The organism is Azospirillaceae bacterium (assembly GCA_028283825.1).
Taxonomy (GTDB): Bacteria; Pseudomonadota; Alphaproteobacteria; order Azospirillales; family Azospirillaceae; genus Nitrospirillum.
Genome location: JAPWJW010000003.1, coordinates 2,422,171 through 2,435,402, shown reverse-complemented (window position 1 = coordinate 2,435,402; position 13,232 = coordinate 2,422,171). Strand labels below are relative to the sequence as shown.

12 protein-coding genes are annotated in these 13,232 nt (G+C 68.6%); 7 read left to right on the top strand and 5 right to left on the bottom strand.

Annotated elements, in window-relative coordinates; all coding sequences use genetic code 11:
- Nucleotides 1-34: 34 nt before the first annotated feature.
- Both atpA and PW843_23205 read right to left on the bottom strand, forming a co-directional pair.
- Nucleotides 35-1,564, bottom strand: a complete 1,530-nt coding sequence (atpA, locus tag PW843_23210) for a F0F1 ATP synthase subunit alpha (GenBank protein ID MDE1149474.1) — start codon at nt 1,562-1,564, stop codon at nt 35-37.
- Entirely contained in the window at nt 1,564-2,124 is a 561-nt protein-coding gene (locus PW843_23205; protein MDE1149473.1) for a F0F1 ATP synthase subunit delta, read from the bottom strand. Before PW843_23205 ends, atpA begins: the two co-directional genes overlap by 1 nt.
- A gap of 303 nt (nt 2,125-2,427) precedes the next feature.
- Between PW843_23205 and PW843_23200 the strand changes: the two genes are divergently transcribed.
- Nucleotides 2,428-2,763: a hypothetical protein gene (locus PW843_23200; GenBank protein MDE1149472.1), complete on the top strand. Its 336-nt coding sequence runs from the start codon at nt 2,428-2,430 to the stop codon at nt 2,761-2,763.
- Between the two features lie 129 nt (nt 2,764-2,892).
- Here the strand turns inward: PW843_23200 and PW843_23195 are convergent, their stop codons facing one another.
- Complete coding sequence (locus PW843_23195; GenBank protein MDE1149471.1) at nt 2,893-3,873, bottom strand: diacylglycerol kinase family protein; 981 nt, start codon at nt 3,871-3,873, stop codon at nt 2,893-2,895.
- Between the two features lie 192 nt (nt 3,874-4,065).
- Between PW843_23195 and PW843_23190 the strand changes: the two genes are divergently transcribed.
- The 6 genes from PW843_23190 to PW843_23165 all read left to right on the top strand — a co-directional run bounded on the left by PW843_23190 (nt 4,066) and on the right by PW843_23165 (nt 10,409).
- Complete coding sequence (locus tag PW843_23190; GenBank protein MDE1149470.1) at nt 4,066-4,887, top strand: UDP-2,3-diacylglucosamine diphosphatase; 822 nt, start codon at nt 4,066-4,068, stop codon at nt 4,885-4,887.
- On the top strand, nt 4,884-5,927 hold the full coding sequence (locus PW843_23185) for a glycosyltransferase family 1 protein (GenBank protein ID MDE1149469.1): 1,044 nt from the start codon (nt 4,884-4,886) through the stop codon (nt 5,925-5,927). The genes PW843_23190 and PW843_23185 overlap by 4 nt, the downstream gene beginning before the upstream one ends.
- Before the next feature lie 100 nt (nt 5,928-6,027).
- On the top strand, nt 6,028-7,332 hold the full coding sequence (locus PW843_23180) for a 3-deoxy-D-manno-octulosonic acid transferase (protein ID MDE1149468.1): 1,305 nt from the start codon (nt 6,028-6,030) through the stop codon (nt 7,330-7,332).
- Nucleotides 7,329-8,312 carry a tetraacyldisaccharide 4'-kinase gene (lpxK, locus tag PW843_23175; GenBank protein MDE1149467.1) on the top strand — a complete coding sequence of 328 codons (984 nt, stop codon included), beginning with the start codon at nt 7,329-7,331 and terminating at the stop codon, nt 8,310-8,312. The genes PW843_23180 and lpxK overlap by 4 nt, the downstream gene beginning before the upstream one ends.
- Before the next feature lie 59 nt (nt 8,313-8,371).
- Nucleotides 8,372-9,286, top strand: a complete 915-nt coding sequence (locus tag PW843_23170) for a lauroyl acyltransferase (GenBank protein ID MDE1149466.1) — start codon at nt 8,372-8,374, stop codon at nt 9,284-9,286.
- 214 nt (nt 9,287-9,500) lie between these two features.
- The gene (locus PW843_23165; GenBank protein MDE1149465.1) at nt 9,501-10,409 is read left to right on the top strand and encodes a lysophospholipid acyltransferase family protein; all 909 of its coding nucleotides are present in this window, start codon (nt 9,501-9,503) and stop codon (nt 10,407-10,409) included.
- A 12-nt stretch (nt 10,410-10,421) separates the two neighbouring features.
- Here PW843_23165 and PW843_23160 read toward each other — a convergent pair.
- Together PW843_23160 and xseA are read right to left on the bottom strand one after the other, a co-directional pair.
- Nucleotides 10,422-11,365 (bottom strand): IS630 family transposase gene (locus PW843_23160; protein ID MDE1149464.1). Its coding sequence is split into 2 segments (ribosomal slippage): nt 10,422-11,027 and nt 11,030-11,365, totalling 942 coding nucleotides; the frame shifts between segments, so codons are not numbered across the junction.
- Nucleotides 11,366-11,597: 232 nt separating this feature from the next.
- Nucleotides 11,598-13,232, bottom strand: a complete 1,635-nt coding sequence (xseA, locus tag PW843_23155) for an exodeoxyribonuclease VII large subunit (protein MDE1149463.1) — start codon at nt 13,230-13,232, stop codon at nt 11,598-11,600.

Genomic DNA, 13,232 nt, shown 5'->3' with positions numbered 1-13,232 from the left:
GGCGGCCCCGGGGGACCGCCCGCCGTTTACGGGATCAGGCGAAAACCTTGGAGAAGCTCTCCAGGAAGGCCTTCAGCTTTTCCTCGGTGTCCTTGCTGATCTGCTTATCGGTGCGGATCGCGGTCAGGATGTCCTGGCCCTTGCTGCGGATCTCGTCCAGGAAGCGCGCCTCGAAGCGGTTGACGTCGTCGACCTTGACCTTGTCCAGGAAGCCACGGACGCCGGCGAAGATCGACACCACCTGCTCTTCCACCGGCAGCGGGCTGTACTGCGGCTGCTTCAGCAGTTCGGTCAGGCGGGCGCCACGGTTCAGCAGGCGCTGGGTGGCGGCATCCAGGTCCGAGGCGAACTGGGCGAAGGCGGCCATTTCGCGGTACTGGGCCAGTTCCAGCTTAATGGTGCCGGCAACCTGCTTCATCGCCTTGATCTGGGCGGCGGAGCCGACGCGGCTGACCGACAGGCCGACGTTGATGGCCGGACGGATGCCCCGGTAGAACAGGCCCGTTTCCAGGAAGATCTGGCCGTCGGTGATGGAGATGACGTTGGTCGGAATGTAGGCCGACACGTCACCCGCCTGGGTTTCGATGATGGGCAGGGCCGTCAGCGAGCCGGCGCCGTAGCTGTCGGCCATCTTGCAGGCGCGTTCCAGCAGGCGGCTGTGCAGGTAGAACACGTCGCCGGGGTAGGCTTCGCGGCCCGGCGGACGGCGCAGCAGCAGGGACATCTGACGGTAGGCGACGGCCTGCTTGGACAGGTCGTCGTACACGATCAGGGCGTGCATGCCGTTGTCGCGGAAGAACTCGCCCATGGCGCAGCCGGTGTAGGGCGCCAGGTACTGCAGGGGGGCCGGTTCGGACGCGGTGGCGGCCACGACGATGGAGTATTCCATCGCGCCGGCTTCTTCCAGCGTCTTCACGATCTGCGCCACGGTGGAGCGCTTCTGGCCCACGGCGACGTAGATGCAGTACAGCTTCTTGGACTCATCGCCGACGGCGTTGATGCCCTTCTGGTTGATGAAGGCGTCGAGGGCCACGGCGGTCTTGCCGGTCTGGCGGTCGCCGATGATCAGCTCACGCTGGCCACGGCCGACGGGCACCAGGGCGTCCACCGCCTTCAGGCCGGTCTGCATGGGCTCATGCACCGACTTGCGCGGAATGATGCCGGGGGCCTTCACTTCGACGCGCTTGCGCTCGACATCGACCAGGGGGCCCTTGCCGTCAATCGGGTTGCCCAGGCCGTCCACCACGCGGCCCAGCAGGCCACGGCCCACCGGAACCTCGACGATGGCGCCGGTGCGCTTCACCGTGTCGCCTTCCTTGATGGCGCGGTCGTCGCCGAAGATCACGGCGCCGACATTGTCGGCTTCCAGGTTCAGGGCCAGGCCCTTGATCCCGCCCGGGAACTCGACCATCTCACCGGCCTGGACCTTGTCCAGCCCGTGGATGCGGGCCACACCGTCGCCGACCGAGAGCACCTGGCCCACTTCAGCAACGTCGGCCTCGGTACCGAAATTCGCGATCTGCTGCTTCAGGATCGCGGAAATCTCTGCGGCGCGGATTTCCATCAGCCAACCCCTTTCATGGCGATTTTGAGCTTGGTCAATTTGGTGCGCACGGAGCTATCGATCATGCGCGACCCGACCTTAACAATCATGCCGCCCAACAGCGCCGGGTCGACGCTGGCGGCAACGGTAACCTTAGAGCCCAAGGCCTTCTTCAAGGCGTCGGTAATCTCGACCAACTGCGTGTCGGACAGCGGCTGGGCGGAGATGACGGTGGCCGTCTCCTCACCCCGGCGCTGGGCCAGTTCGGCGAGGAAGGCGACGATCATGCCGTCCAGCGCGAACAGGCGGCGGTTCTGCGCCACCAGGCCGACGAACTTGCGCACAAGTTCCGACGTGCCCGCCTGCGCCAGCACCGCTTCCATGGCGCGGGCCTGATCGGCACGCGACAGGGCGGGGCTGCGCACGACGCGGCGCAGGTCTGCGCTGTCGGCGAGAATCTGCTTGAGCGACGTCAGATCCTGCGCGGTTTGGTCCAGCGCCTTCTGATCGTCGGCAAGGTCGAACAGCGCCGCCGCGTAGCGGGCCGCCAGTCCGGATACGACTGTCCCTTGGGATGCCACCTGGAAACCTCGGTTAATCCGCAGACCTGAAGGATTTCAGGGCCTTATGAATGTAGGTCCGAGCCGTGGGCTAAGCACCCCGGCGTCGGGCGTCGTGCACATAACACAGGGCGCCGCAGGGCGCAACTGCATCACTCCATCGAAGGCATACTATCCCATGGGTGAGCGGGGGCCTTTAAGGCGCCATTAACAGTTGGGGGGGCATAGTCCCCTCAACGCGCCAAAGCCACCCGGCGCACCGACCTAAAAGTCCGGACCGTCCGGACATCCGAATGATCCAGGGTGGCAGAGTGCTGGTGAGTCATGACTGTCGTCCCCTTCTCCTCTGCCCGCTTCACCCCCTTCGATCTGACTGAATGGAACAGCGTCGCCCAGCCCAAGCTGGAGCGTGGGCTGTGGGAAGCCGTGACGCGCCAGACCGCGCCGGATCATGACCAGCTGATCGTTCGTTTCCCCAATCTCGACCGCCCGGTCTTCCGTTTCGAGCGTGACCGCCGCGGCACCTATCGCCTGTATTTCAACGACCGCCGCGGCTGGTATTGCATCGGCACGGGTGAGAGCGCCGACGAATGCCTGTCCGTGTGGCGTGGCCGCGTGCCGCGCGCCACCGCCGAGGCCGGCGCCCAGGCGGGCCGTTAATATTTGATTTGGCAGAGTACCCGCGACAGGGGCGGGGTCAACCGCCCCCTGATCGCATCCAGGTTTGGTTGGGTCCTACTATAGTACAAGGGCGCCTTTCGGCGGGATGATCTGCCTCAAAAGCGCCCTTCAGGGCAGACGGGACACGGGGCGGAGCGGCGGCGCCAGTACGGTTAACGGTGCCGCCGTTTCCATATCCACCGGCAGGCGGGCGATGGTGTCGCCATCCCCCTGCACCGGGTCGTCCACCGGTCCCTCGATCCGTACCCGGGCCGCCGGCAGCACGCGGTAGCCCAAACCTTCCGTCCAGCCACCGTCGAGCGCACCCCAGCGGGCCAACTGCCCGGTGACCAGCGCCGCACCATAGCGCAGGGCCGCCAGGCGACCCGACGTCTCGAACAGGCAGGCGTAAAACCCCGGCGCATCCAGCCGAGCGGCGGGTGCGCAAATGAACCGCCCGCCATAGAAGTGCCCCTTGGCCACGATGCAGGACGCCACCTCGTGCCGGCTGGTCGCCCCCGCCGCGTCCGTTACCGTGACCTGGTAGCACGGGTTGGGCCAGCGTGCGATCTGCGCCAGGCTTTCCAGCATATAGGCGCCCTTGCCCAGCCGCCGCTTCACCGCCGGATCCACCCCCTCCACCACATGGGCGTCCAGGCCCACGCCGGCCATCATGGTGAACAGCCGGCCGTTGGCCCGGCCGGCATGGATGGTGCGGGGTGCCGCCCGCGCCAGGGTGCGCGCCAGGTCGTCCACTCCCCAGGGCAGGTCCAGCTCCGCCGCCAGCACGTTGGCCGTGCCCAGGGGGATCAGCCCCAATGCGGGAAGCCGGCCGCCGGACGCGGCCAGCAGGCCGTTCACCACCTCATTGATGGTGCCATCGCCGCCGGCGGCCACCACCGCGTCGGGAACGCGGCCATCGGTCAGGGTGCCGGCGGCGGCCAGGCCGGCCAGCCGTTCGGCATCGCGGGGACCGGTGGTTTCCACCACGGTCACGGCCGCCCCACCCTGGCGCAGGGCATCCACCACCCGCCCCATCATTCCCTTCCGGCGGCGCCCCGCCACCGGATTATGGATGACCAAAAGATGACGCGCCGTTTCTGCCGGCATAGCATCCGTGACAGTCAAGTGAAGGGCGGAAGACATATTTATGAATGCCCCATGAATATATGGTGAAGTCCTGGGAATGTGCCGATCACCATTTGTCTTGCCCTACATGCTGGGGTATAGCGCTGTCAACATTACTATTGATTGTCTGTGTGGGTCATTCCGGGCGCGGGGGCGTTAAGCATGGAGACGGACATGGAGACGGAACACGAGACGACGCGGCGTTATCGCAGCATCTGGCTGTCCGATCTTCACCTGGGCACCCGGGGTTGCCAGGCCGAGATGCTTCTGGATTTCCTGAAGCACACGGAGTCGGACTACCTGTACCTGGTGGGCGACATCGTCGATGGCTGGCGCCTGAAAAAGGGCTGGTTCTGGCCGCAGGCCCATAACGATGTGGTGCAGAAGGTGCTGCGCCGGGTGCGCAAGGGCGCCAAGGTCTTCATGATCCCCGGCAACCATGACGAAGTCTTCCGCGACTTCATCGGGCTGCAGTTCGGCGGCGTCACCATCCTGGAAGACACGGTGCACACCACGGCCGATGGCCGGCGCTTCCTGATCCTGCACGGCGACCAGTTCGACGCCGTGGTGAAATACGCCAAGTGGCTGGCCTATGTCGGGGACAGCGCCTACACGGTGCTGCTGACCCTGAACACCTGGCTGAACGCCGCCCGCCGCCGCCTGGGCTTCCAGTACTGGTCCCTGTCCGCCTACCTGAAGAACCGCACCAAGAAGGCGGTGGAGTTCATCGGGAATTATGAGCAGGCGCTGGCCGACGAGGCCCGCCGCCGCCAGGTGGACGGCATCATCTGCGGCCACATCCACCATGCCGAGATGCGCGACATGGACGGCATCCTCTACTGCAACGATGGGGACTGGGTGGAATCATGCACCGCCTTGGTCGAACACGCCGACGGCACGCTGGAGATCATTCATTGGGCGGACGAAGTGCGCAAGCGCGCCGTGGCGCGGGACCCGGCCAAGGCCGAGAAGACGACGCAGAAGGCTGCAGCGTGAAGATCCTGATCGTCACCGACGCCTGGCACCCCCAGGTGAACGGCGTGGTCCGCACCCTGACCACAACGCGGGACGAACTGCGCCAGCTGGGTCATGAGGTCGAGGTCATCGCCCCCGACCGCTTCCGCACCGTGCCCATGCCGACATACCCGGAAATCCGCCTGGCGCTGAAGCCCGGGGCCAAGCTGCGCCGCATGATCGACGAGATCGGGCCGGACGCCATCCACATCGCCACGGAAGGCCCGCTGGGCCTGGCCGCCCGGCGCTATTGCCTGCGCCGGCGCATCCCCTTCACCACCGCCTACCACACGCGCTTCCCGGAATATGTCCGCGACCGCCTGCCCATTCCGCTGCGCCTGAGCTACGCCCTGGTGCGGCGCTTCCATGCCCCGGCGTCGGCCGTCATGGTGGCGACGCCGTCGATCGAGACCGACCTGACGGATCGCGGCTTCCGCAACATCAAGCGCTGGTCGCGGGGCGTGGACACCACCCTGTTCCGGCCACGCGAGAAGGACTTCCTGCCCTTCCCCCGCCCCATCTTCATGTATGTCGGCCGGGTGGCGGTGGAGAAGAACATCGAGGCCTTCCTGTCCCTGGACTTGCCCGGCACCAAGGTGGTGGTGGGCGATGGCCCGCAGTTGGACACCCTGCGGGACAAGTACCCGGCCACCCAGTTCGTGGGCGCCAAGCATGGCGAGGAACTGGCCCGGCATTATGCCGCCGGCGACGTCTTCGTCTTCCCCTCGCGCACCGACACCTTCGGCCTGGTGCTGCTGGAGGCGCTGGCGTCGGGCGTGCCGGTGGCGGCCTTCCCCGTGCCCGGCCCGCTGGACGTGTTGGCCGGATCCGACGTCGCCGTGCTGGGCGAGGATTTGCAAAAGGCCGCCCTGGCAGCACTGGATATCCCCGGCGACGCCTGCCGGCGCCACGCCCTGACCTTCTCCTGGTCCGCGTCGGCAGCACAGTTCCTGAACAATTTGCGCCCCTTCCGGGGCCATCCGGTGCTGGAAACGCCGGTCGAGGAGGTCGTGCCCAACTGAAGGGGTAAGCCGGGCGCGCAAGGCTGGGGTACCGTCCGTTGAAGCCGCCTTCACCCGGGTGGTAGGGTGGCCCCCCACTTCACGGTCCGAACCCCACCCCATGCTGGAAGCGCTTTATCGCGGGCTGACCGCCCTGGCCGGCCCCGCCGTCCGCCGCCTGCTTGCCCGCCGGCTGGCCGCGGGCAAGGAGGACCCCCGGCGCCTGGGGGAACGGCTGGGCCATCCCGGCCTGCCCCGTCCGGCGGGCAAGCTGATCTGGCTGCATGCCGCCAGCGTGGGCGAGTCGATGGCCGTGCTGCCGCTGATCGACCGGCTGCTGGCCCTGGCGCCGGCGCCCACCGTACTGGTCACCACCGGCACCGTGACCTCCGCCGCCCTGATGGCCCAGCGCCTGCCGCCGGGCGCCATCCACCAGTTCGTGCCGGTGGACCTGCCGGCGGCGGTGAAGCGTTTCGCCGACCATTGGCGCCCCGACGCCGCACTGTGGATCGAATCGGAATTCTGGCCCAACCTGCTGCGCCGCCTGCGCCGGGACGGCGTGCCCACCGCCCTGGTCAACGCGCGGCTGTCGGCGGGCAGCCACCGCAACTGGCGCCGCGCGCCGCGCACGGCCCGCCGCCTGCTGTCCACCTTCCGCCTGGCGCTGGCGCAGACGGCGTTGGAGGCGGGGCGCCTGCGCGACCTGGGCCTGGGCGACGTGCGCTGCGTCGGCAACCTGAAATACTCCACATCCCCCCTGCCGGCCGACACCCAGGCCTTGTCGGCCCTGCGCCGGGCCACCGACGGACGGCCGCGCTGGGTTTTCGCCAGCACCCACCCGGGTGAAGACGCGCTGGCGGCACAGGTGCACCGCATGCTGACCCACCGCATCCCCGGCCTGCTGACCGTGGTGGTGCCCCGCCACCCGGCGCGGGGGGCCGCGGTCGCGGCGGCCATCCAGGCCCAGGGGCTGACGGTCAGCCGCCGGTCGGAAGGCAAGCTGCCCGGCCTGGCCGATCCCGTGCACGTGGCCGACACGCTGGGGGAACTGGGCCTGTTCTTCCGCCTGGCGCCGGTGGCCGCCATCGGCGGGTCGTTCGTGCCGGTGGGCGGACACAACCCCATCGAACCGGCGCAACTGGGGGCCGCCGTCATCTACGGCCCGCACATGCAGAACTTCGCGGAGATCGCCACAGCGCTGGAGGCGGCGGGCGGCGCCGTGCGGGCGCCCGATGTCGATGCCCTGGCGGAAGCGGTGCGCCAGCTGCTGACCGATCCCATCCGCCGCGACGCCCAGGCCCAGGCCGCCCTGGCCGTGGCGGAAGAGAATAGGGGTGCGGTGGACCGGGTGATGGCCGCCCTGGCGCCCCTGCTGGCCCAAGCCGGCCTGCACCAGGACGTTTCGCTGAAGGCGGCAGCCCCGTGAGGGCGCCCGGCTTCTGGTACCGCCCCCCCGGGCTGGCGGCGGCCCTGCTGGCGCCGCTGGGCCATGCCTACGCGGCGGGTGCGCGGCGACGGCAGGCCGGGACGGTGCCGCAGTCCGCCGGCATCCCCGTCATCTGCGTCGGCAACCTGGTGGCGGGCGGGGCGGGCAAGACGCCGCTGGCCCAGGCGGTGATGCGGCACCTGCGGGCGCGGGGCCTAGCCGCCCACTACCTATCCCGTGGATACGGCGGACGCCTGACGGGGCCCCTCCAGGTCGATCCCGCCCGGCACAGTGCCGCCGATGTGGGCGACGAGCCCCTGCTGTTGTCGGCCAGCGCCCCCGCCTGGATATCTGCCGACCGCCTGGCCGGCGCCCGCGCCGCGCGGGCCGGCGGGGCCGAAGCGGTGGTGATGGACGACGGCTTCCAGAACCCGCGTCTGGCCAAGGACCTGTCGCTGCTGGTGGTCGATGGCGGGGCGGGCTTCGGCAACGGCCGGGTCATTCCCGCCGGCCCCTTGCGCGAGGATCTGGCCGACGGCCTGGCCCGGGCGCAGGGCCTGGTGCTGGTGGGGGCGGATCGCACCGGCGCCACGGCGCAGGTGGCGGCATTGGCCCCCGGCCTGCCGGTGCTGACGGCCCGCCTGGTACCGGACGCGGCGGTGGCGGCGACCTTGGCCGGCCGGCCGGTGCTGGCCTTCGCCGGCATCGGCCGGCCCCAGAAGTTCTTCGATACCTGCCGTGAGCTAGGCCTTTCCGTTATCGAAACAGTCTCCTTCGCCGATCATCATCCCTATACGGGGGACGAAATCGCCCACCTGCTGGCCCGGGCGGAAGCCCAGGGGGCGGTGCCGCTGACGACGGAAAAGGACTGGGTGCGACTGCCTGCCGCGCTGCAAAGCGCCGTTTTCACCCTGCCGGTGACGCTGGCGTTCGACGAGATCGGTGCGCTGGACCGTGTTGTGGGGGCAATGCGCCGCTGAGCGCCCCCCGGCAGGACCGTTTTCGAGCATGCATCGCCTGATCTGCAATGCCGCGTGCCATGGCCAACCATAGCCGTCTGCGCCGCGCCTTCAGCCGTACCGTGGGCCATCGCCTGGAAGCGGTGGCCGTCTACCTGATCTACGGCGTGTTGAGCCTGCTGCCGGTGGAGGCGGCGTCAAGCGTGGGCGCCTGGGCGGGCCGCACGGTCGGCCCACGCCTGCGCGGCCACGCCAAGGTGTTGCGCCGCCTGGAACGGGCGATGCCGGAACTGACGCCAGAACAGCGCCGGGCCATCGCCCGCCAGTCCTGGGAAAACCTGGGCCGCACCATGGCGGAATATCCGCACATCAAGACCATTTCCGCCCAATGGGATGCGCGGATCGAGATGGTGGGTGCTGAACATCTGTGGGCGCTGCGCGACGACGGCCGCCCCGGCATCTGCATCACCGCCCACTTGGCCAACTGGGAAATGGCGGCGCTGGCCTGTCACAAGATGGGCCTGCCGCTGACCATGGTCTATCGGGCACCCAACAACCCCTGGGTCGGCCGCCTGCTGGCCCGCGCGCGGGGCCCGCTGCAGGGTTTCCTGGTGCCCAAAGGCCGCGAATCCGCACGCGGCCTGATGTCCACCATCCGCGGCGGCGGCCATATCGGCGTGCTGACCGACCAGAAGCTGAACGAGGGCATCCCCGTGCCCTTCTTCGGGCGCGATGCCATGACCGGCGCCTTCACCGCCGACCTGGCCCTGCGGTATGAGGCGCCCATCGTTCCCGTCCGGGTGACGCGCCTGCCGGCGACCAAGGGGGGCCCCCTGTTCCGGGTCGAGGCCATGGCACCCATGGTGCTGGAAAAGGCGGGCGACCGCGCCACCGGCACCTTCGCCGGCATGGCCCGGGTCAACGCCCTGCTGGAATCCTGGGTGCGGGCCCAGCCCGGCCAGTGGATGTGGAGCCATAACCGCTGGCCGGACTGAGACCACCCTTCGCGTTCCCCTGACTTTGGGACGCCTTCCCTTGACCTGCGGCAAAAAGCACCCGATAGCTTTACGCGCCGCCGGCGTTTGGGCGCGGGCGGCATCCATCCTGCGCGCCTTCATCACGGGCTTGGGCCCCTGCCTGGGATCGGATCATTCCATTCCCAGAACAATGCGCCCCATGCCATCGTGGCCGGGCCGCAACGGGGCAGTCATGGCCAATCACAGCGCCTTTCGCCGCAAGCTGACCAGCACGCTGGGCTATCCGCTGGAAGCACTGGGCGTCCGCACCCTGTTCTGCCTGCTGGGCCTGCTGCCGGCCGACACCGCGTCCGATTTCGGTGGCTGGGTGGGGCGCACGCTGGGCCCGCTGCTGGGCGGCAACGCTAAGGTCCTGCGCAACCTGGCCAAGGCCCTGCCCCACCTGGATGAGGCCGCCCGCCACCGCATAGCGCTGGAATGCTGGGACAACCTGGGCCGCACCATGGCCGAATACCCGCACCTGAAGACCATCTCACGCGAGTGGGAGCAGCGGGTGGAACTGATCGGGGCGGAAAATGTGCGGAACCTGGAAACCGACGGCAAGCCCGGCGTCATCCTGACCGGCCATTTCGCCAACTGGGAACTGGTGGCGATGACCGTCTTCAAGTGCGGCCAGACCATGACCGCCATCTATCGCGCCCCCAACAACCCCTCGGTCGATCGGCTGCTGACCCAGGCGCGCGGGGAGTTGGGCACCACCCTGGTGCCCAAGGGTCGCGCCTCGGCCAAGGGCATCCTGGCCGCCATGCGGGCGGGCGGCGTGCTGGGCATCCTGGCCGACCAGAAACTGAACGAGGGCCTGGCCGTGCCCTTCCTGGGCCGCGACGCCATGACCAGCACCATCACCGGCGACGTGGTGGTGCGCCACGGCGCGGTGGTGGCGCCGATGCGGGTGACGCGCCTGGCCAAGGGCGCCCGCTTCCGCATCCAGGTCTGGCCGCCCATGGACCTGCCGCCGCGCACCGGTGATCGCCCCACCGACATCCGCGCCATCACGGTGGAGGTCAACCGCCTGCTGGAAAGCTGGGTGCTGGAAAACCCCGGCCAGTGGCTGTGGACCCACCGGCGCTGGCCTGATTAGAGCATTATGATTTTAGGTTGGTCCATACCCGCAACTTTTGAAGTAGTTTGAGCATTCCGCTGGCGTAACAGTATCCATGGTCTTTACGATGCTCTTGCAGAGGGCCTCGATAGATCGTGGCTGGGCCTCACGCAAAGAATGCTTGAGCTTGGAGAAGAACTTCTCGATGGGGTTCATGTCCGGGGAGTATTTTGGTAAGAAGATTAACTTAGCGCCGGCGTCGCGGATGGCCTTGCGAACGGGCTTGGCCTTGTGGGAGGGAAGGTTGTCCATGATGACGACATCGCCCTTGCTCAAGGTCGGAGCGAGAACCTCCTCGACATAGACCTGGAAGCGCTGGCCGTTGACGGGCTTGTTCAAGAGCCAAGGAGCCTCGATGCGGTCATGGCGCAGGGCGGCCAGGAAGGTCATGGTGTTCCAATGGCCAAAGGGCGCCTTGCCGACAAGGCGCTCACTGCGCGGCCCCCATCCTCGGAGTGGCGCCATGTTGGTTTTGGTCCAGGTTTCGTCGATGAACACCAGGCGGGACGGATCGACCGACGCCCGGTGCTTCACCCATTGCGCTCGTCGGTGGGCAACGTCGGGGCGGTCCTGCTCGCTGGCGACCAGCGTCTTTTTTTATAAGTCAGCCCCTGGCCACGGACGAACTCCCAGACCGAACGGTAGTCGACCTTCAGGCCGCGTTCCCCCAGTTCCGCGATCAGGACGGCCAGGGTGAAGGGCCGCTCCTGGCAGCGCGCAACAAGCCAGGTGTGATGGTCACCGGATATCTTCTTGGGCTTGTGACCGCCCATCTGACCAGGGGCGACGTCACCCGTCTCGTTCAGGCGCTTCATCCACCTGATCGCCGCGCTGTCGCTCACACCGAACCGAGCCGCCGCCTGACGCCGCGACAGGCCCCCCTGAACTGCGGCCACTACCCGTTCACGAAGATCCATTGAATACGGACGACCCATCGCCACTGCCTCCATCTCAAGACAGACGCAGTGAATCAGAGGCCCAAATAAATGGGAATCCCCCTTACCGATTCAGCCTTATTTCAAAATGCTCTAGTTTTAAGTCGTTCCCTCAATCGGCGGGCGGGCCCATCCGGGCCCTTGCCTTGTCCTCGCTTTCCAGTCCGCCTTCGGCTCCCCAGAAAGCTCCGGCGGCCGCGGTCGCGGCCTATAAAAAAGGGGACGGCGTGGATCAGAACAGGCTGCCCTGGCCGCCGGGCCGGCCGGGCGCGCGGGGCTTCGGCGTGGGCGCCGAGTCGCGGGGCGGCCCGGCGGGTTTGGCCGGCGCCTCACCGTCCAGCAGGGCGCCCACGGCACCATCGATGAACTCCACCCGCACCCGTTCGCCCGCCGGGGCCTGATCGACACGGGTGACGGGATGGCCCTCGGCCGTCGTCACCAGGGCGAAACCGCGCGCCAGCACCCCGCGGTATGAGAGCGTCTCCAGCAGCTTGGACTGCCCTTCCAGCCGGCGGGCGCCATCGGCCACGGCGCGGCCGAAGCTGGCATCCAGCCGGCGGCCCAGGTCGGCCAGGCGCACCCCGCCCTCCTCCGCCCGGCGCACCAGGGGCTGGGGTGTCAGGCGCTGGCCCAGGGTTTGGGCGCGATTGGCACGATCGGCGATCAGGCGGGTGACGCCGCCAGCCAGGCCCCGGCTGGCAAGGTCCAGATGGGTGCGGGCCATGGCCAGCACCTGGGCCGGATGACGCAGGCCGGCGCTGAGCTTCGCCACTTCCGTCCGATGGCGGCGGATCAGGCCGGTCATGGACAGGCCCAGGCGTTCGCCCCGGTCGTCCAGCCGCTGGGCGGCCCCCTCCAGCAGCGCACGCGGGTCGCCCAGGCCACGGCCCAGCCCTTCCACCCGTGAGCGGCGTTCATTCAACAGGCGGCCCGCCGCCCCTTCCAGGCGGCGGCCGCTTTCCATCACCTGGGCCAGCAGCTCCGCCCGCACCGGCACCGCCATCTCGGCAGCGGCGGTGGGCGTGGGCGCCCGGCGGTCGGAGGCGAAGTCGATCAGCGTGGTGTCGGTCTCATGCCCGACGGCGGAGATCAGGGGGATCTGGCTGGCCGCTGCCGCCCGCACCACGATCTCCTCATTGAAGGCCATCAGGTCTTCCAGGCTGCCGCCGCCGCGCGCCACGATCAGCAGGTCGGGTCGGGGTACCGGGCCGCCGGGCGCGATGGCGTTGAAGCCCTGGATGGCGCGGGCCACCTGGGCCGCCGCCCCCTCGCCCTGCACCGCCACCGGCCACAGCAGGACGTGCCGGGGGAAACGGTCGGCCAGGCGGTGCAGGATGTCGCGGATGACGGCGCCGGTGGGCGAAGTCACCACGCCGATGACCTGGGGCAGGAAGGGCAGCGGCCGCTTGCGCTGGGCATCGAACAGCCCCTCCGCCGCCAGCCGGCGCCGGCGCTCCTCCAGCATCTTCAGCAGGGCGCCTTCGCCCGCCAGCTCCATCGTCTCGATGATCAGCTGGTATTGCGAGCGGCCGGGGTAGGTCGTCAGGCGGCCAGTGCAGATCACCTCCATCCCGTCCTCGGGCTTCACCGACAGGCGCATGACCGTGCCCTTCCAGCACACGGCCTCGATCACCGACTGGTCATCCTTCAGGCGCAGATAGAGATGGCCGGAGGAGACGCGCTTGGGCTGGCTGACCTCGCCCCGCACGCGGACATAGCCGTACGTCTCCTCCACCGTGCGCTTCAGCGCGCGCGACAGGTCGGAAACCGAAAGCTCCGGCAGGTTGCCGCCGGCCACCGGCTTGGTGGCGGCATAGCCCAGATCGGCGGCGGGGGGGATGGATGAGTCGGGGAAGTCTTGAGTCAT

Bases quoted from the DNA above. Each gene is read 5' to 3' on its own strand.
- PW843_23200 (MDE1149472.1), top strand. From the start codon at position 2,428: ATGACTGTCGTCCCCTTCTCCTCTGCCCGCTTCACCCCCTTCGATCTG.
- PW843_23165 (MDE1149465.1), top strand. From the start codon at position 9,501: ATGGCCAATCACAGCGCCTTTCGCCGCAAGCTGACCAGCACGCTGGGC.
- PW843_23195 (MDE1149471.1), bottom strand. From the start codon at position 3,873: ATGCCGGCAGAAACGGCGCGTCATCTTTTGGTCATCCATAATCCGGTG.
- xseA (MDE1149463.1), bottom strand. From the start codon at position 13,232: ATGACTCAAGACTTCCCCGACTCATCCATCCCCCCCGCCGCCGATCTG.
- PW843_23170 (MDE1149466.1), top strand. From the start codon at position 8,372: ATGGCCAACCATAGCCGTCTGCGCCGCGCCTTCAGCCGTACCGTGGGC.
- PW843_23190 (MDE1149470.1), top strand. From the start codon at position 4,066: ATGGAGACGGAACACGAGACGACGCGGCGTTATCGCAGCATCTGGCTG.
- atpA (MDE1149474.1), bottom strand. From the start codon at position 1,564: ATGGAAATCCGCGCCGCAGAGATTTCCGCGATCCTGAAGCAGCAGATC.
- PW843_23180 (MDE1149468.1), top strand. From the start codon at position 6,028: ATGCTGGAAGCGCTTTATCGCGGGCTGACCGCCCTGGCCGGCCCCGCC.